Annotated in this window: 20 protein-coding genes; 4 read left to right on the top strand and 16 right to left on the bottom strand. The window is 48.4% G+C overall.

Annotation, left to right across the window (positions count from 1 at the left end; all coding sequences use genetic code 11):
• Nucleotides 1-60 precede the first annotated feature (60 nt).
• Nucleotides 61-1,326, top strand: a complete 1,266-nt coding sequence (locus METPAY_RS09880) for a DNA cytosine methyltransferase (protein ID WP_048151976.1) — start codon at nt 61-63, stop codon at nt 1,324-1,326.
• Nucleotides 1,327-1,328: 2 nt separating this feature from the next.
• Here the strand turns inward: METPAY_RS09880 and METPAY_RS09875 are convergent, their stop codons facing one another.
• Complete coding sequence (locus METPAY_RS09875) at nt 1,329-1,742, bottom strand: very short patch repair endonuclease (protein ID WP_048151974.1); 414 nt, start codon at nt 1,740-1,742, stop codon at nt 1,329-1,331.
• 117 nt (nt 1,743-1,859) lie between these two features.
• Here METPAY_RS09875 and METPAY_RS09870 point away from each other — a divergent pair, with 117 nt between their 5' ends.
• Nucleotides 1,860-2,681 carry a hypothetical protein gene (locus METPAY_RS09870; RefSeq protein WP_048151971.1) on the top strand — a complete coding sequence of 274 codons (822 nt, stop codon included), beginning with the start codon at nt 1,860-1,862 and terminating at the stop codon, nt 2,679-2,681.
• A gap of 23 nt (nt 2,682-2,704) precedes the next feature.
• Here METPAY_RS09870 and METPAY_RS09865 read toward each other — a convergent pair whose 3' ends face one another.
• From METPAY_RS09865 to METPAY_RS09800, 15 genes are all read right to left on the bottom strand, one after another.
• Complete coding sequence (locus tag METPAY_RS09865) at nt 2,705-3,337, bottom strand: V-type ATP synthase subunit D (RefSeq protein WP_013328190.1); 633 nt, start codon at nt 3,335-3,337, stop codon at nt 2,705-2,707.
• 9 nt (nt 3,338-3,346) lie between these two features.
• The gene (locus METPAY_RS09860; protein WP_048151968.1) at nt 3,347-4,726 is read right to left on the bottom strand and encodes a V-type ATP synthase subunit B; all 1,380 of its coding nucleotides are present in this window, start codon (nt 4,724-4,726) and stop codon (nt 3,347-3,349) included.
• A gap of 5 nt (nt 4,727-4,731) precedes the next feature.
• On the bottom strand, nt 4,732-6,480 hold the full coding sequence (locus METPAY_RS09855; protein WP_048151964.1) for an ATP synthase subunit A: 1,749 nt from the start codon (nt 6,478-6,480) through the stop codon (nt 4,732-4,734).
• On the bottom strand, nt 6,471-6,773 hold the full coding sequence (locus tag METPAY_RS09850; RefSeq protein WP_048151961.1) for a V-type ATP synthase subunit F: 303 nt from the start codon (nt 6,771-6,773) through the stop codon (nt 6,471-6,473). The genes METPAY_RS09855 and METPAY_RS09850 overlap by 10 nt, the downstream gene beginning before the upstream one ends.
• 3 nt (nt 6,774-6,776) lie before the next feature.
• Nucleotides 6,777-7,835, bottom strand: coding sequence for a V-type ATP synthase subunit C (locus METPAY_RS09845; protein WP_048151958.1), 1,059 nt, complete (start codon nt 7,833-7,835; stop codon nt 6,777-6,779).
• 15 nt (nt 7,836-7,850) lie between these two features.
• On the bottom strand, nt 7,851-8,429 hold the full coding sequence (locus METPAY_RS09840; protein WP_048151955.1) for a V-type ATP synthase subunit E family protein: 579 nt from the start codon (nt 8,427-8,429) through the stop codon (nt 7,851-7,853).
• Between the two features lie 26 nt (nt 8,430-8,455).
• The gene (locus tag METPAY_RS09835; RefSeq protein WP_013328184.1) at nt 8,456-8,704 is read right to left on the bottom strand and encodes a H+transporting two-sector ATPase subunit C; all 249 of its coding nucleotides are present in this window, start codon (nt 8,702-8,704) and stop codon (nt 8,456-8,458) included.
• A 3-nt stretch (nt 8,705-8,707) separates the two neighbouring features.
• Entirely contained in the window at nt 8,708-10,681 is a 1,974-nt protein-coding gene (locus tag METPAY_RS09830) for a V-type ATP synthase subunit I (protein ID WP_048151953.1), read from the bottom strand.
• Complete coding sequence (locus METPAY_RS09825) at nt 10,674-10,997, bottom strand: V-type ATPase subunit subunit G family protein (RefSeq protein WP_013328182.1); 324 nt, start codon at nt 10,995-10,997, stop codon at nt 10,674-10,676. Before METPAY_RS09825 ends, METPAY_RS09830 begins: the two co-directional genes overlap by 8 nt.
• A 150-nt stretch (nt 10,998-11,147) precedes the next feature.
• Nucleotides 11,148-11,621, bottom strand: a complete 474-nt coding sequence (locus METPAY_RS09820) for a hypothetical protein (protein ID WP_048151951.1) — start codon at nt 11,619-11,621, stop codon at nt 11,148-11,150.
• Nucleotides 11,615-11,770 (bottom strand): hypothetical protein, encoded by a 156-nt coding sequence (locus METPAY_RS15155; protein ID WP_169743657.1) that lies wholly within the window; start codon nt 11,768-11,770, stop codon nt 11,615-11,617. The genes METPAY_RS09820 and METPAY_RS15155 overlap by 7 nt, the downstream gene beginning before the upstream one ends.
• A 37-nt stretch (nt 11,771-11,807) precedes the next feature.
• Entirely contained in the window at nt 11,808-12,707 is a 900-nt protein-coding gene (locus METPAY_RS09815; protein ID WP_048151948.1) for a cation diffusion facilitator family transporter, read from the bottom strand.
• Nucleotides 12,708-12,730: 23 nt separating this feature from the next.
• Nucleotides 12,731-13,318: an archaellin/type IV pilin N-terminal domain-containing protein gene (locus METPAY_RS09810; RefSeq protein ID WP_048151945.1), complete on the bottom strand. Its 588-nt coding sequence runs from the start codon at nt 13,316-13,318 to the stop codon at nt 12,731-12,733.
• Nucleotides 13,319-13,527: 209 nt separating this feature from the next.
• Entirely contained in the window at nt 13,528-15,468 is a 1,941-nt protein-coding gene (locus METPAY_RS09805) for a type II secretion system F family protein (protein ID WP_048151943.1), read from the bottom strand.
• Nucleotides 15,465-17,801 carry a type II/IV secretion system ATPase subunit gene (locus METPAY_RS09800; protein ID WP_048151942.1) on the bottom strand — a complete coding sequence of 779 codons (2,337 nt, stop codon included), beginning with the start codon at nt 17,799-17,801 and terminating at the stop codon, nt 15,465-15,467. Before METPAY_RS09800 ends, METPAY_RS09805 begins: the two co-directional genes overlap by 4 nt.
• Nucleotides 17,802-17,995: 194 nt before the next feature.
• Here METPAY_RS09800 and METPAY_RS09795 point away from each other — a divergent pair, with 194 nt between their 5' ends.
• Together METPAY_RS09795 and METPAY_RS09790 are read left to right on the top strand one after the other, a co-directional pair.
• On the top strand, nt 17,996-18,826 hold the full coding sequence (locus tag METPAY_RS09795; RefSeq protein WP_048151939.1) for an RAD55 family ATPase: 831 nt from the start codon (nt 17,996-17,998) through the stop codon (nt 18,824-18,826).
• The gene (locus METPAY_RS09790) at nt 18,823-19,521 is read left to right on the top strand and encodes a KaiC domain-containing protein (RefSeq protein WP_048151937.1); all 699 of its coding nucleotides are present in this window, start codon (nt 18,823-18,825) and stop codon (nt 19,519-19,521) included. Before METPAY_RS09795 ends, METPAY_RS09790 begins: the two co-directional genes overlap by 4 nt.
• The last annotated feature ends 324 nt before the right edge of the window (nt 19,522-19,845 follow it).

Below are 19,845 nucleotides of genomic sequence, written 5' to 3'. Positions count from 1 at the left end.
TAAAAAGCATTCTTTATTAGTTAACCAGGCAAAGAATAGATTAAAAATAATGATTTTGCTATGAAAAAAAATTATATTGCTCTTGATATGTTCGCAGGCGGTGGGGGCCTTACAGAGGGATTCATACGTCAGGGATTTGATTTTGCCGCACATATTGAAATGAATGAGCATGCAGCAAAGACACTGGAAACACGTCTTTGTTATCATTATCTAAAACAGAACAAAGATCTTTCTCATTATGCCGATTACTATATGGGAAAAATAAACCGTGAAGAATTATTTGACGGTATTAATGAGCCAAGCATAGTAACAGATTCCATAGTCAAACATGAAATTAACGATGAATCTGAAAAAATACTAATAGAATCGATTAAAAAAAATCTTTATGAAAAATATGGCAGAACTGATGTTGATATTGTTATAGGAGGACCTCCATGCCAAGCATATTCCCTAGCCGGAAGGGGGCGAGATAAGAAGGGAATGAAGGATGACCCCCGGAATTATCTCTACCGACACTATATCAGTTTTTTGGAGGCATTTGAACCAGAAATGTTTGTTTTTGAAAATGTTAAGGGCATTACCAGTGCAAAAGACCAGACAATATTCCCGGATATCTTTTTGCGTTGTAAAATGGCCGGATATCATATTGACTCTGAACCAAGAATAATCAATGCCAGTAAATTTGGTGTACTTCAGAACCGTGAGCGTATTATCATTATTGGGTGGAAAGAAGGATCTAATTATTCCTACCCCGAATTTAAACAGTCGTCCCTCAGAGGGAAGGTCTGGGATCTTCTGAATGACCTCCCGAAACAACAGGCAGTTAAAACAAATGAGGATATTTTTCTCCCATATGTCGGGGAATGCTCTGAATATGCGAGAGCTGCAAAGATCAGAAACGGTTTTGGGGGAGTGCGTCACCATGCTGCAAGATATCATAACGAAAGGGATAGAGAAATTTATCGGAGAGCCATAAGGAAATGGAAGCATGGGGAGGGTACACGACTAAAATATAATGAACTCCCTGAACATCTTCAAACCCATGAAAACAAGAAAGATTTTCTGGATAGGTATAAGGTTGTAAACGGTAACGATCATTCTCATGCAGTTCTGGCACATCTTGCAAAAGATGGTCATTATTTTATACACCCGGATATTAAACAGGCCCGTTCTTTAACTGTCCGTGAAGCAGCTCGTTTACAGTCATTCCCTGATGACTATTTCTTTGAAGGGCCGCGTTCGGCGAAGTATACACAAATTGGTAATGCAGTTCCGCCACTGATGGCTGAGGGAATAGCAGGTAAAATCAGAAAAATGCTTGCATAGTTTTAGTTTCTTTTCTTAATAGCTTCAGCAATTCTGTCAACAACAGATTCCTGCTCCTTTCTCACTTCATGTTCCCAGAACCTGAGGACAAGCCAGCCATTTTTTTTAAGTTCTTCGTTAACCTGCAGATCCCGTTCTACATTTCCGTTAATTTTTTTCATCCAGAAGTTCCGGTTGGTCTGTGGTTCATGGAAACAGATTGGACATTTATGCCAGTAACACCCATCTATGAATATTGCAATTTTTTGTCTTGTAAATACAAGGTCCGGCTTTCCCGCTATATTGTGATGAATGCGATATCCACGAATTCCTCTTGCATAGAGTCCCCTGCGTATAATAAGTTCGGGTTTTGTATTTTTCGCACGGATTGCTGACATATTGCGACTGCGTTGTTCAGCCGTATGAACATCTGCCATGATAATCAGTATTTTATCTAGATTTTAGTTATTTCATTAATCTTTATAGAATTTTGGATAATAGACTTACCCATTACCTCAAAAATTTATTAATTAAAGCCTTCCATATTCAAATTAATGGCTAGGTCTGATGAAGAAATAGAATTGGCTATAAAAGAAAACCAAAATAAAAGGCGTAATGAACGGAAATTACGAGAGGAAGAGAGAAATCAGGTTTTCAAAGGGATCTACGGTTCTGCAAAAAAAATATTTTTAAATGAATTTTCACCTCTTGAACAAAATATGATAATTACTAATCGTAAAGAAATATTGAAATTAATTAATTTAGAAGATTCACCACCTACAAAAACCGCAACAATTAAACAATTTCTGTTTGAAAAAAAAGGCATTCCACAAAGAAATAACAGTACAAAAGACAAAGAGACCTCAAATAATTATAAAAACCCTCAAAAAATGAAGAACGGAAATTATGAACAAATTAGAGCTAAATATGCTAAAAAGAATGAAATAAGAGAGATCAGGAAAAAAATTGAGATTCAGACCACAAAAGAGATTGAAAAGAAAAAAAAAGAAAATCAAAGAGAACTTGAATTCTTAAAATCTTTATTTGAAATTAAACTCAGATTTGAATTATCTGATGAGGACGTTGTTATTATTAAAAATGAAATCGGCCCAAAATCAATATACTGTATGAATAAAAAAGAAAAAAGAGTATTTAACCAAAAAATCGATAGCTTGTGTAAAAGAATAAAAACATTAAGAAATACATATGGAGATGATAAATCTCTTGAGCAGTTATTTAATCCATATATCTTCAATTTACACAAAAAAAGTGAGAAAATATACTCGGGAACTCCTAAATTAAAAAGAAATTCTTTAAAATACTCAAAAACTGAAGAATCATTTAATTATAAACAAAACCTATGGGGCTCTAATTAGCACACCAAAAAACAAAAAAAAAATTATTTTGCCTGGGCCTTGGCCCTGATCTTCTTGAGACGGACAAGTTCGTCCCTCTCCATCTCATCAAGTCTCATCTTGATGAAGTCACGAGCCTCTGAAAGCTCAGGGATAACCTTGAACTCAAGAGCGTTGACACGGCGTTTCGTGGACTCGATCTCGTCGAGAAGCCTCTTCATCGTCGTCTCGATCTCGGCAGCCCGGATGATCGAATCGACGAGCTCCTCGAAGGCTTCGGCGGTCTCGTCTATAACGGCAGACGAACCGAGGACACCATATCCTCTCTGGATGATGTCCTTTCTGACAGCCGAAGACTCGATCTCGGGCACAACGACACCCATGATGTTCTTCTGCTTAAGTGCGATCTGGGGATTCTCCTGCACGGCCATCGCCGCCGCCTTCACCCTGATCGCACCCTCGACAGTGTTCGCCACCGCGATCGTCTTCAACGCCTTTTCGTAGTTGTCGTTGAGTTCGCTCTTGCTCTTCTTCGCTTCCTCAAGCACCTTGAAGAATTCAAGGATTAGTCCGTCGCGCTTCATCTTGAGAATGTTATAGCCTCGTTCGGAGAGTTTGATCCTCTTTTTAAGGTTGATAAGTTCAGACCTTGTTGGCTTTACATCTTTAAGCGCCATATGCCAGGCTCACTCCTTCTTTCTGTACTTCGGGTGGTACTTGTGGATCATCTCGCGGTCGATACGTGTAAGCTGATCCTCCGGCAGGGTCGCAAGAAGCTCCCATCCGAGATCGAGCGAATCCGCAATCGACCTGTCCTCGTCGTGGCCCTGGCGGACAAACCTGTTCTCGAAGAGGTCCGCGAACTCCAGGAAGCGCTGGTCACGCTCCGAGAGAGCATCCTTTCCGACGATAGCCACGAGACCGCGGAGATCTACACCCTCCGCGTATCCTGCATAGAGCTGGTCGGAGACCTTCTTATGGTCCTCACGGGTCATGCCCTCGCCGATACCGAGGTTCATCAGACGTGAAAGCGACGGCATAACGTTGATCGGCGGGTAGATACCCTTCCTGTGAAGTTCACGGGAAACAACGATCTGGCCTTCCGTAATATATCCGGAAAGATCAGGAATCGGGTGGGTGATATCGTCGCCGGGCATCGTAAGGATCGAGAACTGGGTAACCGAACCCTTCTTGCCCTTGATGATACCTGCACGCTCGTAGAGCGATGCGAGATCGGTATACATGTAACCGGGGTAACCACGGCGTCCGGGAACCTCTTCACGTGCCGCACCGATCTGACGGAGAGCCTCACAGTAGTTTGTCATATCAGTAAGAATGACAAGCACGTGGTAATCGAGTTCGAATGCAAGGTATTCTGCGGTCGTCAGTGCGAGACGCGGCGTGATGATACGCTCTACAGCCGGGTCGTCTGCAAGGTTGAGGAACACTACAGCGTGTTCGAGGGCGCCTGTCCTCTCGAAGTCGGCCATGAACTGGTTCTCTTCCTCTTTCGTGATACCCATTGCAGCGAATACGACAGCGAACTGCTCATCCGAGCCCGGGACCTTTGCCTGGCGGGCGATCTGGAGAGCGATCTCGTTGTGCGGAAGACCTGAACCCGAGAAGATCGGAAGCTTCTGACCACGAACGAGTGTGTTCGTCGCGTCGATTGTCGAGATACCCGTCTGGATAAACTCATCGGGTGATGCACGTGCATACGGGTTGATAGCCGCACCGGTGATCTCGAGCCTCTTCTCAGGAACGATCTCGGGTCCGCCGTCCTTCGGCTTACCGCCGCCGGAGAGGATACGTCCGAGCATGTCCTTTCCGACAGGCATCTTGATGGTCTCGCCGAGGAACCTGATACCCGAGTCCTTTCCGATACCGGCAGTCGACTCGAAGATCTGGACGACGACGATATCGTCGGAGGTATCAAGAACCTGACCGCGTTTGATCTGGCCGTCGGCCTGGACGACGTTCACAAGTTCGGAATAACCGACCGGCTCCGTCTTTTCGACGAATACAAGCGGTCCCTGGACCTTTGTAACTGTGCGATACTCCTTCATCTTAATCAGGCCTCCTTAACCTTGGCAAACTCTTCGTCCATCTGCTTCAGGATCTTCTCGAGTTCGGGCTTGTACTCGGCGATGAACTTGATCTGTGCAAGCTCGTTCTTCGCCTTGACGCCGACGACAGCCGCGATCGGTGCGCCGGACTTCTGTGCGTCGTAGCCGAGGTCCGCGTACTTCTTGATCGCCTTCATGATGTCGAACTGCTTCTCCATCGAACAGTATGTATCGACGGGGTCGAATGCGTTCTGCTGGAGGAAGACCTCACGGAGAAGACGTGCGACCTCGATCGTCACCTGCTCCTCGTCGGGCAGTGCGTCTGAACCTACGAGCTGAACGATCTCCTGAAGTTCCGACTCCTTCTGGAGAACAGCCATCGCCCATGTCCTGAGCGGGTTCCACTCAGGCGAAATCTTCTCGTCATAGTATGACGAAAGCGAATCGAGGTAGAGCGAGTACGAGTTCAGCCAGTTGATAGCCGGGAAGTGACGGCGCTGCGACAGCTTTGCATCAAGTGCCCAGAAGCACTTTACGATACGCAGAGTGTTCTGCGTGACAGGCTCCGAAAAGTCACCACCGGGCGGGGAGACCGCACCGATAACCGTAATCGAACCGAAGTCGTGGTTGAGTGTCTCCACACGTCCTGCACGCTCGTAGAACTCGGAGAGACGTGCCGACAGGTATGCCGGGTAACCCTCTTCTCCGGGCATCTCTTCAAGACGTGACGAAATTTCACGCATTGCCTCTGCCCAGCGGGAAGTCGAGTCTGCCATCAGCGATACATCGTATCCCATGTCACGGAAGTACTCCGCGATGGTGATACCGGTGTAAACCGATGCCTCACGGGCCGCTACAGGCATGTTCGAGGTGTTCGCGATAAGAATCGTCCTCTCCATGAGAGGCTTTCCGGTCTTCGGGTCCTCGAGCTCGGGGAACTCTGTAAGAACCTCGGTCATCTCGTTTCCACGCTCACCGCATCCGATGTAGACCACAATCTCGGCATCGGACCACTTTGCGAGAGCCTGTTGGGTAACAGTCTTTCCTGAACCGAACGGTCCGGGGATAGCTGCCGTTCCGCCCTTTGCAATAGGGAACAGACCGTCGAGAATACGCTGTCCTGTAATAAGCGGGATGTCCGGGTTCTTCTTCTCCGTAACAGGTCTCGGGACACGTACAGGCCACTTCTGCATCATAGCGACCTCTTCGCCGGAGTCGAGAACACAGACGATCTCATCTACAGTGAACTCGCCCTTCTTGATCTCCTTGATCTTTCCGCCCTTCAAGGTCGGCGGGATCATGATCTTTGTGACGATGTTCGTCTCCTGGACCTCTCCGATGATTTCACCGGGGACTACTTCGTCGCCCTTCTTCTTTAATGGCTTAAATTCCCACTTCTTTGCATGATCAAGACCCGGAGCTGACACTCCACGCTCGATGAAACTGCCCATCTTCTCCATGAGCACTTCGAGAGGTCTCTGAATACCGTCGTAGATACTTGTCAGAAGACCGGGTCCGAGCTCTACCGCGAGGGACATTCCCGTGTTCTCCACAGGCTCCCCCGGACGGATACCGTCGGTCGCTTCGTAAACCTGGATGATGACGTTGTCACCGTCGATCTTGATGACCTCACCCATGAGCTGCTCGTCTCCGACCTTCACCACATCGTACATGTGGGCATCAAGGTCGACGGCAGTTACGACCGGCCCGGAAATCCTCTTTAGAATTCCTTTTGATTTTCCTTTTACTTCCACAGATCAACACCCACTGATCTCTTAATTCTCTCTCTGATGGAAAGTCCGCCCTCTTCGCCGCCGATGGCGATAACCGTCGGCTTTACCGAATCCGAGAGGGTGGTGCGCATCCTGAGCGGCAGTTTTGCCATATCTTCGCCGTTCATCACGAGTATGCCGACCTCGGCGTCATCCATGACCATTGTCACGAGATCAGCGATTACATCGCTTTCCTCTGCCGCATAGGTCTTCTGGATGCCTGCAAGGCGGAACCCGAGAATGAATTCACTGTTTCCTATAACTGCGATCTCCATCTCTTACACCACCATGCACGCCTCGATACTGTCGGCATCGAGCTTCGACGCCTTGCCGCGTGCTACGGCACGGATATTCGAAACCTCGTACTGCTTGAGTTCGAGGTAGAGCAGAATCGGGCACACCGAAAACTGGTAGCGTTTCGCCAGTTTGTCGAGCTGAGCGAGCTTCGCCTTCGTAAGTGCGGTCTCGATCTTGTGCACCGATTTCTCTTCCCTGAATTTTTCAAGAACTTCCGTGAACGATTCGATATTCAGGCGGTTCCTGATCGTCTCGATAATCTCGTCGCTGCTCTCCGAACCGGCCAGGCGAACAAGCTCGTCGACGGAGAAAGTTCCGCCGGGGATCATAAGTTCGCGCAGGTCGTCGCTCTCAAGAGAACCCTTTACACGGAATACCGTCATCAGGTTCTTCGTATCGATGGCCAGGCGGATATACTGCAGAAACACGTATCCGCCTTTAACTCCGCTCTTGGCCGCGTGAATGATATCCGCGTAGTATGCCTTGTAGAGCTCGTTCTCCATACGGGCGAAAGAGCCCGATTCGACGGCTCCGGCCATCTCCCGCTCGAAAACGGGATAGAGTTCATGACCCCTGAGGTTCTCCACGATCCTGTCGACCGAGTCATCCGCGATGAGTTTGTCGAGAGCTGCCTTGTCGAGGCTTCCTGCAGGGATCGTTATCTCTTTGATCTTTCCCTGCGGAACACCCTGCGACTTCCCACGCATGATCGTCAGGACATTCTGTATGTCCCAGCGAAGGAGATAGCACTTGGTGAATCCCTTAAGGTGACCGGGCACCATCGCAATTACTCTCTGGTAATCCTTTGCAAGATTCCATGACAGTGCAATTTCGAACAGGTCGATCCCTGAGAAAGACGAGTTGAGCTCATCTATCTCAGCCTTGTAGTGCGTCTCTTCGATGATCCTTGCGATCTCGGGCAGCTCCATGTTGAGCATACGCATATACTCCTCACGCGGTATGAGGGACGCCTTTCTCACCTTCATACGGGTGCAGGCGTATATGTAGGGAGCAGGGCCTGTAGTATTTACTGCAGCCATTTTCTGCCTCCCTCTCTACCCGAAGAGCTTCTCTGATGCGTCCCGAAGGCCGGTCTCCCAGACCTCGGAAAGATAGGAGCCGTAACTGTAATCCAGCTGCAGCTGCCCGTCTTTGCTCTCGGCAATGACGCCACCTGAGATATTTTTTGTTCCTGCCAGCGAGAACCCGGCGAGGGTCTTCAAGTCGGAGATTGCGTGCTCCACTGCCGCCTTGTCGCGTTCGTTGCAGTAGAATACACCCTCTCCCAGCTCTTTTGCCGCCGCCTTGCAAAGCTCGCGAACCGCTTTCTTATGGAAATCCTCCGGCAGATCGCTGATTGCTTTGACAGTTGCAGCGTGAACCTCGTCCAGCAGGGCCTTCTCTGCGTTCAGAATCTGGCGCTTTACTGCCAGGTTTCCTGCGGCAATCTCCCTGTTGACAATCTGGGTGGCCTGCCTTGCGGCATCCTCCTCAGCCGAGGTCTTTATGGCTGCAACCTGCTCTCCGGCTTCCGCAAGAATCCTGTCGGCTTCCGCTTTGCCTTCCGCTTTGATTGCAGCGGCCTCTTTTTCGCCCTTTGCCTTTATCTCGCCGACTACAGCATCCAATGCCATTGTCTTATCTTCTCCTGGAATCCGTTTTATGTGAAGAGCAGAAGAAGTGCAACTACAAGACCAAAGATAACGACTGTTTCCGGAATGACCGTGAAGAGAAGTGCGAGACCGAACATCTCTTTGTTCTCTGCGGTTGCTCCTACTGCTGCTCCACCGATACCGAGCTGTGCAAGACCGGTACCCATTCCTGCAAGACCCACTGCGAGACCTGCACCGATTGCTTTGAATCCTACTGCCGAGGCCTGAGCCACTTCAAGTGTCATTGTATCAACCATTTTTTAATCCTCCGTAAATTTCCTAATAATTCCAAACGGTTCGTATTTTTTGCCGCCGCCCTGGTAGAACTTCGTGAAAAATTCCACGTAGTGCAGACGAATAGAGTGTAGACCACCGCCAAGAAGACCAAGTGCGGTGTTTAATGTGTGTCCTATGAGGAATACGAAGATTCCCACGATAATCATTACAATACTTACAATTCCGAAATCGGCAATCGCCGGCTCGATCATCATTCCGATAGCAATATAGTTGACTACGGCCGCGATTGCGACTGACGAGAGACCGACTGCAGCCAGACGTGTATAGGACAGCACGTGGCTGATGATTGTCGGAAGTTCCATAAGTTCAAGTGCACTATCCCTTCCGATTCCGATAATACCAACAAGAATCATCAGTGCACCGACGAGCAGGAAGATGTTGTAGCCTGCGACGGCGAGTGCGCCTGTAAGATCCGGCATCATTGGGATCGGTGCGATAGTCCATATCATCAGGAGAATACCCCACATGACGATGATCCACCCGATCTGGGCAAAGACCACCTTGCTGCGGTGTTCTCCGGGGTGAAGCTGAACCATTGCGTTTCTGGCGTGAAGAGCTCTTCCAAGTGTGATATGCAGAATACCGACCCATGCCGTAACAATCAGCAGAAGGATCGCATCAGGCCCGTGGCCTGCGTGCTCCGCCCCGATATTGAAGTGACGGCTCATGATAATAGGGTTCCACGGACATGCAAAACCAAGGAATTCGCTGTACAAAACACCAAATATTATACTTGCTACGCTTGCATTTCTTAAAACATCAAGCAGCTGGTTTCCTGCAATACTGTCTTTGACATACTTGCGGAGCCAGTAGCTCATAATCAAAAGAATTGCACCGTATGCGATATCTCCGAGAATGAATCCGAAGAATATCGGGAAGACGATCGCGACAAGAAGCGTCGGATCGAACTCGGTATACTGCGGCCTCGAGTATATGTCCATCAAAGCCTCTGTCGGCTTTGCCCAGTTGGGACTGTCGTACTCGATAGGTACAGTATCCTCATCATAGTTGATCTCCTCTTCGGTGATGAACACCTTTCCGCCAGTGGCAGCCTGGAGATCGCTTGTAAGGCCTTCCACTACATCCGATGGCACCCACCCTTCGGCAACAAATGCCTCTTCGGTAGTTGCGAATCTCAACGGTGCTTCTGCACGCTCTACATCTGCCGTGAGCAGTTCTTCGCATGCCACCAGGAATTCGGCGTATTTTTCTTTCTGAGCAGTTATCTGCTCCGACATCTTACCAATCTCGCTCTCGAGACGGGTGATCTCCTGAGTGTACTTTTCAATGTTGGACTCTGCAGTGCCATCCTCGTTCGGAATGGCAACAGCCGTAAACCCTGAATCGACAAGGAACCTCTCGGCTTCCTGCGACGATTCCTTAGGCACGACTACGATCAGGAGGTTTCCGGGAACCTGGTCGGTGAAATATTTTTCACAATCGACCGGCAGCTCGACGTCCTGCGGAATAGTTCCTGCAAAAACGTCGAAGCCGTCATATCCCCGTAGAAGGGAAAGATCCATCGGGACTTTTGCAAAGGTTTCAAGGTCCGCCTTTTTCTGGACACATTCCCTGAGACTGCTTTCGAGAGAGTTCCGCCGTTCCACTAGGGAACCGATCTCCTCTTCAATCTTCGGGAGTTCACTCTCGATCTTCGTCGAAAGTGCACCTTTACCCTGCACTGCACCTGACTCTACATTATCGGGCGAAACGCCGATCATGTTGGCCAGCGAGCGAATCCTTAGAAGCTTTCCGGAGGTAGACGAGGCTCCTTCCATCGGTCTCCCGATCTTAAAGCCTTCGTATTCTTCCTCCCCCTGGTCGACAAAGTCCTCTATATGAAAGACATTGTGACGGTACAACTCACGAATAACCGGTTCAAGCTGATCTTTAGACGCTGCGATGAGCAGCTTGCTCATCCTCTGGACTTTAAACATTGACCTTCACCTTGAACTGTGAAACAAGTTGTTCCACTGCTTTGTCAAGGTTGGAGGCTGCGTTCTTTTTCAGAGCTTCAGCTCGCTTCTCGCCTTCTTTGACGATCTCTGCGTATTGTTTGGCTGCCTCAGCCCTTGCGTCTGCGATGCGCTTGTTCTTGTACTCTTCGGCATCTGACTTTGCTTTCGCAATAAGATTTCCAGCTTCCTGCTCCGAATTAGCGATTGCGCGCTTCTTTTCTTCGTGGGCAGTGCTGATCATTGATTTGTACTCTTCTTCTGTCTCTTTGATGCTCTTGAGGACCTCAGTCTTCATCCAACCCTCCTCTCACGGCAATACATTAACTATCATGTAGGAAGGCTATTAATGATTTTTATTTCAAGTTGCGATGCCCTTTAAGGTCTCGCGATAAAAGTGAATTTCATTTTCAGCAGACGCCGATCTCCGGTTGGAAAGGCCCGGAGTTTAGCGGGCCACTGTGGTTTGAATCTTCGATATCGAGAAGAATTTCTCCTCTGACTCCGGAAGCGAGATCTCCACTCCCCCGTGCACCGAAGACAGCCGCAGGTTTCCGAACTCTTCCGATGCACAGATCACGTCCTGCTCCGGGTGTGTCCCGCGTACGATATCGCACTTTGGAATTACTGCGGACCCTGCGGAGACAACCATCGAAAGCCTCGCGGAGCCGGGATGATCCTTCGGAATCACGAAGACCGGCTGGTGATATGTCCTCACCAATTCGACCAGGATCTCTGCCTGCCTCACGTCTCCTCCCTCCGGCGCGGAGGCAACGATCAGATCCCCTGCCTCGACGGTCTGGCATAATTCCTTATCATATGTCTCTATGCACAGCACGAAAAGCTCCGGTGCCTTTGCAACGAGCAAAAAAGGGTCCCCTCTCCTGATTAAAAGAAGCTCGTCATCAAGAGGGACTAGCATACTTCATCTACTGATTCCGACTGGCAGGTGGGGCAGACAGGGTGCTTTGACACGCTCTCGAATGTTGCCCCGCAGCTCCTGCACTTGTATTTTTTTGGTTTGAGACGCTGGGTCAGTTCAACGTCGAAACCACCGGCTCCTGAACACATTACAGTTTCACCTGAGAGATAATCGGCAGGGATTCATTTAATCTTTTTTGTTTTTGGCAGGTTCGACATGAATCGTAACGAAAATCCGCCCGAGCTTCGACTTTAAGGCCGCCTCGATCCTGTCGGTCAGTTCATGCGAATCGTTTACACTTGAATCGCCCGGGACCGTAAGATGAAACTCGACGAAACGATCGGGCCCTGCTCTTCTCGACCTTATCGCGTGGAAACTTACGTTGTTCCCGCAGAATCTCATGAGTACCTCCCGGATCTCCTCCATCTCATCGTCAGGAAGTGACCTGTCGGTAAGGTGGGCGAAGGATCTTTTTATGAGATCGTAGGCGGCATGCAGGATGACAAACGAGATTCCTATAGCAATTATCGCATCAAACTGGACAAAACCGGTAATCCGTATAAGAATAAGGCCGACCATCACTCCCGCAGAGGTAAAGACATCGGTCCGCAGGTGCCAGGCATCACTCTCGAGCGCAATCGAACCGGTATCCTTTGCAACGGAGAAGAGTTTCGTTGAGACATAGAGGTTCATTATGGTCGAGATCAGCATCACGGCTATTCCGACGGAGAGCAGCTGTTCTGAGGCGATATCATGACCGCTTACAAGGTTCATGACAGCCTCGTAAAGGATAATCAGCGATGCGACCACTATCAGGAGCGCTTCGATAATTCCCGACATGTCCTCGAACTTCCCGTGACCGTATTCGTGGCACATATCAGGGGGAACTGCTGATTTCTTTACGGAGATATAAGCAATCGCCGATGCGATGAGATCCACGGCCGAATGAACAGCCTCCGAGATTATACTTATTGAGCCGACTGCAAGACCGGCACCCAGCTTCATGAAGACAAGAAATGTATTTGACAATATCGAAAGGCGGGCCACTCTTTTCTTTTTAAGGTTTTCAGCCTCGAAATCTCTCATAACAGCAATGAGGAAGAATATATTTAATAGAGGTTATTTATATTGTCGATCTGCCAGGGTGCACTTCTGCTGATTATCAGGGACATCGCCGATGTAGATGTAAGTTCAAGCGAAAATTCCTCCCCGGGCCCGAGTTCTTCCCCCGGGGCCAGGTTGACATAGATCGTATATGTTTCACCGGATTCAAGAACCGTATCACCGGCCGCATCCGTGGGTTTGATCCCCACAATCCCCCATTTTCCTTCATCGATCGTGGTATTGTAAAGAGGCTCGTTCGCATCATAGATTCTGATCTCATCTCTGGTGGTCCAGGTGAGAACCATCTTGCTGAAATCTATGTATTTGCCTCCAGGGGCGAGACCAACGTTGAATTGTATGGCACCGATCTCATCATCCGCTCTTTTTATTCCGTGTACATAACCAAGGACCTCAAGAGTCGAACCTGTCTGCTGAAGTGCCGTGTATGCAGTGCTCTGGGTCTGCTGGGTTGCAAAATACCCCGCACCGATTACTGAGAATGCGAAAACTGATGCAACTACAACAAAAGCTATTAAAACAATAGCCGCCTCCAGGCCGGTGAAGCCTTCGCATCGCTCCTGCAATATCAACATATATTAACCCTGGCAAACCCTGACTTGTCGTTTATAAGATAATTATAACCTGACAATTTATTTAGTTATTATTGTATTTGCACCCGTTTACAGAATAGAGAATGAATATTATTTATTTTCAGGGATTGTTTTAAGGCATCTGTTTCTTTGACATTCATCCTCTATATGAATATATATCTATCATCCTGTTAAAGAGGAATTCACACGACCTATATGAACAGGTTGAATATCACCAGCGCAATAATGAGCATAATTCCGGCGTGTTTTATGCCCGATTTTACCATTCCCTCACCCATCTGACCTGCAATGATACCTGAAAATATCGCCTGTATAAGGCAGGTGTGATATAACAGGCGCCTGAATACGTCGACATCCATATTAGTCGCCATCGAAAACTCCGATGCCCCGGCGATCGACGACCCGGAACTAGTGGTCACATTGCTGAGCTGTTCAAGAATTTCGAGAAAGTTCGTATTCAGCACTGCAACCACGAAGATGAATACGACAAACGCCAGGTAGATGATTACGGTATAGATGAACATCTCACCCTGCCTCTCCTTCTTGAGAGTCTCGTTCATCCTTGCATCGGCCGATGCAATTCCAAGCACCTCGCCAATATCCCCGGTCATCTCGCTGGCCTTGGTAATCAGCGTTACAGTTCTCGCAATTGCCGCAGTATTCACACGCTCTTCAAAACGTATAAGAGCATCATTTACACTCGCGCCCCATTCCAGGTCTCTCTTTATTCTCCGTATCTCGTAAGAAATAAGCCCCAAGTTGGCCTTGACAAGAACATTGATTGCACCCGCTATAGTGAGGCCGACCCTGTTTATACCCGAAAGCCTCTCAAGGAAATCCGGAATCGAGGACTCGATCGCCTTGAGCTTTCGCCGCCAGAACTCAAAAAAAACGGCATACGGAATGATCACTATAAGCATGGCGATTATCACGTGATCGTCGACCACCGCAATATAGAGCTCAGTATCCGAGTACTGGGGTGTAACCAGATAGACAGCAAGAATGTATATAAGAGCAAGCGGAACCGTGAAATAAAGGGTCCTGTTCGCATTCACTATGAACCAGTCGAATGGACTGGTGAAAAAACCCCGTATCGCCTTCAGCCGGTCGTACCAGTCCAGGGCCTTGTAATTGCGGACATCATCCTCTTTGTCTTCGATCGGAACATCAATGAACTGTTTCATCTCGGTAATGCGTGTATATCTCTCCGCAACCTCATCGGACAGCGACATCATGTCGATAAAGAGAATGAATATCACCGCACCTACGGGAAGAAGTACATATGCCACCAGGCTGAATTCAAGAACGGCGGATGATCCGACCATTCCCATAACGACCATTATTATGACCAGAAACAGAGGCCCTGCGACAAAGACGGTAACATATGCTTCGGCAACTATCTGGAGGGTCGAGAGAAACTGAAGCTGCTCGAATCTTGCCTCCTCCTGGTACATTCTCACCCTTCCCTCAAGATATTCGGAGATGTTTCCGCCGCTCCCCGTGACGGACACCAGATCTTCCAGGAAATCCTTGAGTTTCTCCGAAGGTGTGGTCATGCTGAGGTTTTCCAGTGCGGAGATCAGGTCGTGGCCGAAGTATTCGGCATCTCTTAAAACCTGCCTGAACTCGATCGCGACTTCACCGTAAACGACAGCGTTCTCTGACATCGACCTGAATATGTCGAGCATCTCGGCACCACCCCTTCTCATTGCAAACATATACGAAACCGCGTTGTGCAGGGAGAGATTGATCTTTGTCGTCCTGGATGCTTTCTTGATCGAGGGATATTTTAGCATCACCTGGTACGAGATAAACGACAGCAGGACAAATATCACAAAAAATGCCAGGATGGCAAAGTTCGTCTGGTTCAGCTGCGGGATATAATATGACGGAAGCTGGAGATTGAATACATTATAGATCTGTATCGAAACTCTCGGTATATAAATAAATGATGCGAAAAGAGCGGCCGCAATTCCTGCGGAAAAACCGGTCACCAGGGCACTGATCAGGCATATCTGCAGGAAACGGCTGAGAGTGATGCCCATCCTCGCGGATATCAAATCCGCATGGAGCTGCATAAATGCATCGGGGTTCCTCTTAAGTTTCCAGCTGACATACCTGTCGACTATCATAGAAATGCCTTCTTAAGATCGCCTATATGTTCTAGAACATTGGCGGAATTGATGAAATAAGCCTGGAATATCTTGGTGACATTTATATAATCTATAATTCCCTGGTCGTGCATGGCCTGGATTATGCTGCGTCTCCTCTCTATCTCCTCGTTCATCTCCTCCCTGCTCCAGCCGCGAATCTCAAGGATTTTGGAATATACCTGAGATCTGCCTGAATATGTATGGATATCCTTTACAGGGTCGTATTCAAAAACAGTATTTACACGGAGATTTCCTGTTCCGGGATCGATTCCCGCTATCTCGACGATCTCCATCGCTCTCCTGACCCTGTCCTGCCCCCTGTATACAAGCGCCTGTATCGAAACTATGTCAAGCGCCTGAACCATGTTCCTCGGAACGTTCAGGGGGGGATTTTCGAGCCTGTGGATAGCGGCGTCCACGCTGTTTGCGTGAAGAGTGGAGAAGGTCGTATGCCCGGTATTCATCGCCTGGAAAAGAGTCTGGGCCTCGACACCCCTCACTTCACCGACAAGGATGTACTCCGGCCTCTGCCTCATTGCTGCCTTCAGCAGGTCGAACATATCGACCTTGGCCCCGGATGTCTCGACTACAGCCTCCCTCGTAACCGTCGCAAGCCAGTTGTCATGGAAGAGAGTGATCTCCCTTGTATCCTCAATACTCACCACTTTTGAGAGAGGCGGGATGAAGAGCGATACGGCGTTGAGCGATGTCGTCTTTCCACTTGCTGTTCCTCCGACGAATAGCAGGCTCTTGTTGTTCTCGATTGCAAGCCAGAAGTAGACAAGCTGGTCGACATTGAATGTGCCATAGTCGATGAGTTCGATAGGTGTAAACGGCTCTTCACGGAATTTACGAATCGTAAACGAGGTTCCCCTGCTTGTAACCACCTTTCCGAGTGTCAGCTGGAGACGCGAACCGTCAGGCAGGGTTGCATCCAGCATTGGCTGGGAGACGGATATGTGCTTTCCCGATCTCTGTGCAAGGAGTATGGCAAGAGAATACAGAGTGTCTTCATCGAAGGAGATGTTCGTCTTTATATTCCTGAATTTCCTGTGGTACAGGAATAACGGTATGTCCGAGCCGTCGCATGATATATCCTCAATATTCGGGTCGAACATGAGGGAGTCGAGCTTCGACCACCCGAGAAAGTTCCTGAGAAGATAATATTGGAGTTTAAAGAGGGCATCATCTTCGATTTTAACCTTATATTCATGCAGAAGGTGGTTCATCTTATCCATAAGGACACTCTCGCGATCCTCGAGGATCTCCTCGTCTGTAAGAATCAGGACATCCCTCATGTCTTCATAGAGCCTCTCTGCGAGTTCTCTTTCGAAACTGGATAATTTCGGTTCATAGAGGAGATACTCTTCGAGATGGTTTTCAGGATTTTTCGCGATAAGAACCTTTGATCTTCCTTCGTGTATCCAGTATTCATCCCTGAGAACGTATCCTTCAGGAAGGATAGGGTCCACAAGAGGACCGTCTGTCCCGAAATCATACAGGCGGATCTTTTCGATCTTCTTCTTCAGGAGCAGGCCCTTCTTTTCATCCTGGACACGGGCTTTTGACGACTTTTTCTTCTTTTTGATATAATTTAGATCCTCACCGCCGCCTTCGTCCTTCCCGGTGGTCTCTGCTTTCTCAACGGACTCAGGCCATTCCTCTTCCTGTCCCTTTACCTGTTCCCTGACGGGCTGATCAGACGGTTCTTCTATGTTTCCGATTTCTTCCTTTTCGGAAATTTCATCTTTTTCCGGCTCTTCAGGGTGTTCCTGAACCGACACGGGTTCGGTGGAATCCTCTGTTAGGACCACGCTTTCTTCAGGAGTCTCAGGGGCTATTTCCTCAACTGATCCTACGGGTTCAACAGAACCTTCTTCCTGGATTTCCTTTTCTTCAGGATTTTCAGGGGCAGTTTCCTCAACTGATCCCACGGCCTCTACAGAATCTTCTGCACTGATTACTCTTTCTTCAGGCTCTTCGGGTGCAGTTACCTCAACCGATTCCCGGGGTTCCTCACTGGCCGGCACCGGTGTCTCTTCTACAATGGAAGATGTAAGAGAATCAGGTTCAGGCGTGCCTGCGGGTTCAATTTCCTCTTCTTTTCCCGCATCATCAGCTCTGTTGATATTTTTTATAATATCCCCGAGATTCGGTTTGTCGGGCAGATCTGCCGGTTCTTTATTCTCTTCTTTTCCGGCATCATTCACTCCGTTGATCTTCTTTAAAATATCCTCGAGTTTCGGCTCTTCGGGTTCTTTGCCGACAGAAGGATCAGTCTTCTTTTTCTTATGAAAACCGGGAAAAGGCATATTACATAACTCCAGTGTATCAAATTAGTCTTCGGGCAATATATACGGTCCTGATTTAATAAAAGACAACTGTTCATATATAAATTATCATAATCAGAATCCGTCTGATTTTATGGCTTCGTCAGCAGGTGGAAGTTTTAGCGTTTGGTTTCAGCAAAATGTTTACATAAAAGGCAGATGAATTTATCATTAGGATGAATGACAATCTGAACGAGCGTATGCCGACCGGTATATCTTCCCTCGATCCGGTACTGGACGGAGGAGTTCCGCCGGGGTCGGTCGTCCTGCTCATCGGCGAACAAGGGGCCGGGAACAGGGAATTTGTCCAGAGTTCAATGATATATCTTTCAAAAATGAAAGCGGCCGGCCAGAACGGAGATAACAGAATCCTTCCCGAACAGATGGTCTATGTATCCTTCACAAGACTTACGTCATCAATTATAGATGAGATCAAGATCTCGTACAAGAAGGACCTCGTAACAGCAATAGAAGACAATATCTCTTTTATTGATCTCTCCAACTTCTACTTCGAAAAGAGTGTCGTCCCGAGAGGATGGTACTCGCGTACCTCGCTTCTTACTGAAAAGGAAAAAGGCAAAGTTTCCGACAGCCTTGTCGCCGAACTGACGAACAGCCTCAGGAAGATCAAGAACAAAAGTCTGATCATCATCGATTCGCTGACGGATCTGAATACGACGATTAACAATCCTGAGGAATGGAAACAGCTCGTAGAGTTTCTGAGAGGATTGCAGAGAGTCGCGAAAACATGGAGAACCACGATATACATACTTGTCTCTGAGGGAATCTTCGAACACAGCAAGCTCATGGAGGTTGCGGACTGCTGCGATGCAATTATCGATTTCAAGTGGGAAGAGAGCACGGGCAGAAAGAGGCAGAGGATCATGTACTTCGTTAAATTCAGCGGAGCCATGCCCCATCTCGAAGAGAATGATCTTGTAAAGTTCGCATCGAAAATCACGACGGAAGCCGGATTCGAGGTCAGCAACATCAGGGTAGTTATATGAAGAAGAACAGGGTCAAAATGGGCATCGACGGTCTCGACGAAATGATGGACGGGGGGCTTATCGAAGGCAGCATCTGTTCGATAATCGGGACATACGGTACCGGAAAGACCACTTTTGCCCTCCAGTTTGCATATGACGGCCTTAAAAATAATGAAACGGTCGTATACATCAGTCTTGAGGAGAAGAAGGAGACAATCTATGAAAAGATCGAGGACCGTGGTTTCGAACTGGAGAAATACCGCGACCTGACTCTTTTCGTGATCAAGCTTGATCCTACGGACTTCAACCTTTCCATAAACAGCATCAGGAACGAACTCCCTGAACTTATCTACGAGATAGGTGCAAAAAGAGTGATAGTCGACCCCATCTCCCTCTTCGAAGGTCTTTTTGACGACGAATCCCAGAGGAGGCTCGAGATGTTCAGGCTTGTCGAGATCCTCCGCGACCTGAAATGCACTGTTCTCATGACGAGCGAACACAACAGGAACGATGCATATGCAAGCCGGTACGGCCTTATCGAGTATCTTGCGGACACCGTCGTCGTCCTGAAGTACATCCGCCCGGACGATCTCGCCGAGGTTCACACGGCAGTTGAGGTCGTCAAGATGAGGAGCTCGAATCATTCCAGGGAGATCAAACCCTACGAGATCGAGGAAGACGAGATCAATGTTTACTCGGAAGCCAGTGTCTTCTGATTTTTTTTAAATTTTTTAATGAGCCGGACAAGAGGGAGGAGGATTCCCTAATCTCCTGATGACTAATAACAAGATTTTCCCTAGGGCAACCCTTGCGCAAGTTCGCTTCGCATCCGCTTCGCGAACACGCCCTGACCTCAGGGCTTTGCGCTATGGCGATAACCCGGCCTAGACGCTACCCTCACGGGTAGCCTCGGCCGGAGAGAACAAACATCCTGAGATGATTAAGGAATGACAAAATTCATGGAGTAGGAGGGGATGCTCGTCCATCCCCGACTGCGACCTATCGCCATGTGGGGGAGGGTAATAGGGAGGGGGAACCTT

Origin of the sequence: Methanolacinia paynteri, assembly GCF_000784355.1 — an archaeon.
GTDB classification, from domain to species: domain Archaea; phylum Halobacteriota; class Methanomicrobia; order Methanomicrobiales; family Methanomicrobiaceae; genus Methanolacinia; species Methanolacinia paynteri.
The sequence above is the reverse complement of the archived record's forward strand: the minus strand, read 5'-3'. Positions and strand labels throughout refer to the sequence as shown.

Coding starts and splice junctions, on each gene's coding strand:
- METPAY_RS09880 (WP_048151976.1), top strand. CDS start 61: ATGAAAAAAAATTATATTGCTCTTGATATGTTCGCAGGCGGTGGGGGC.
- METPAY_RS09875 (WP_048151974.1), bottom strand. CDS start 1,742: ATGGCAGATGTTCATACGGCTGAACAACGCAGTCGCAATATGTCAGCA.
- METPAY_RS09870 (WP_048151971.1), top strand. CDS start 1,860: ATGGCTAGGTCTGATGAAGAAATAGAATTGGCTATAAAAGAAAACCAA.
- METPAY_RS09865 (WP_013328190.1), bottom strand. CDS start 3,337: ATGGCGCTTAAAGATGTAAAGCCAACAAGGTCTGAACTTATCAACCTT.
- METPAY_RS09860 (WP_048151968.1), bottom strand. CDS start 4,726: ATGAAGGAGTATCGCACAGTTACAAAGGTCCAGGGACCGCTTGTATTC.
- METPAY_RS09850 (WP_048151961.1), bottom strand. CDS start 6,773: ATGGAGATCGCAGTTATAGGAAACAGTGAATTCATTCTCGGGTTCCGC.
- METPAY_RS09845 (WP_048151958.1), bottom strand. CDS start 7,835: ATGGCTGCAGTAAATACTACAGGCCCTGCTCCCTACATATACGCCTGC.
- METPAY_RS09840 (WP_048151955.1), bottom strand. CDS start 8,429: ATGGCATTGGATGCTGTAGTCGGCGAGATAAAGGCAAAGGGCGAAAAA.
- METPAY_RS09835 (WP_013328184.1), bottom strand. CDS start 8,704: ATGGTTGATACAATGACACTTGAAGTGGCTCAGGCCTCGGCAGTAGGA.
- METPAY_RS09830 (WP_048151953.1), bottom strand. CDS start 10,681: ATGTTTAAAGTCCAGAGGATGAGCAAGCTGCTCATCGCAGCGTCTAAA.
- METPAY_RS09825 (WP_013328182.1), bottom strand. CDS start 10,997: ATGAAGACTGAGGTCCTCAAGAGCATCAAAGAGACAGAAGAAGAGTAC.
- METPAY_RS09820 (WP_048151951.1), bottom strand. CDS start 11,621: ATGCTAGTCCCTCTTGATGACGAGCTTCTTTTAATCAGGAGAGGGGAC.
- METPAY_RS15155 (WP_169743657.1), bottom strand. CDS start 11,770: ATGTGTTCAGGAGCCGGTGGTTTCGACGTTGAACTGACCCAGCGTCTC.
- METPAY_RS09815 (WP_048151948.1), bottom strand. CDS start 12,707: ATGAGAGATTTCGAGGCTGAAAACCTTAAAAAGAAAAGAGTGGCCCGC.
- METPAY_RS09810 (WP_048151945.1), bottom strand. CDS start 13,318: ATGTTGATATTGCAGGAGCGATGCGAAGGCTTCACCGGCCTGGAGGCG.
- METPAY_RS09805 (WP_048151943.1), bottom strand. CDS start 15,468: ATGATAGTCGACAGGTATGTCAGCTGGAAACTTAAGAGGAACCCCGAT.
- METPAY_RS09800 (WP_048151942.1), bottom strand. CDS start 17,801: ATGCCTTTTCCCGGTTTTCATAAGAAAAAGAAGACTGATCCTTCTGTC.
- METPAY_RS09795 (WP_048151939.1), top strand. CDS start 17,996: ATGAATGACAATCTGAACGAGCGTATGCCGACCGGTATATCTTCCCTC.
- METPAY_RS09790 (WP_048151937.1), top strand. CDS start 18,823: ATGAAGAAGAACAGGGTCAAAATGGGCATCGACGGTCTCGACGAAATG.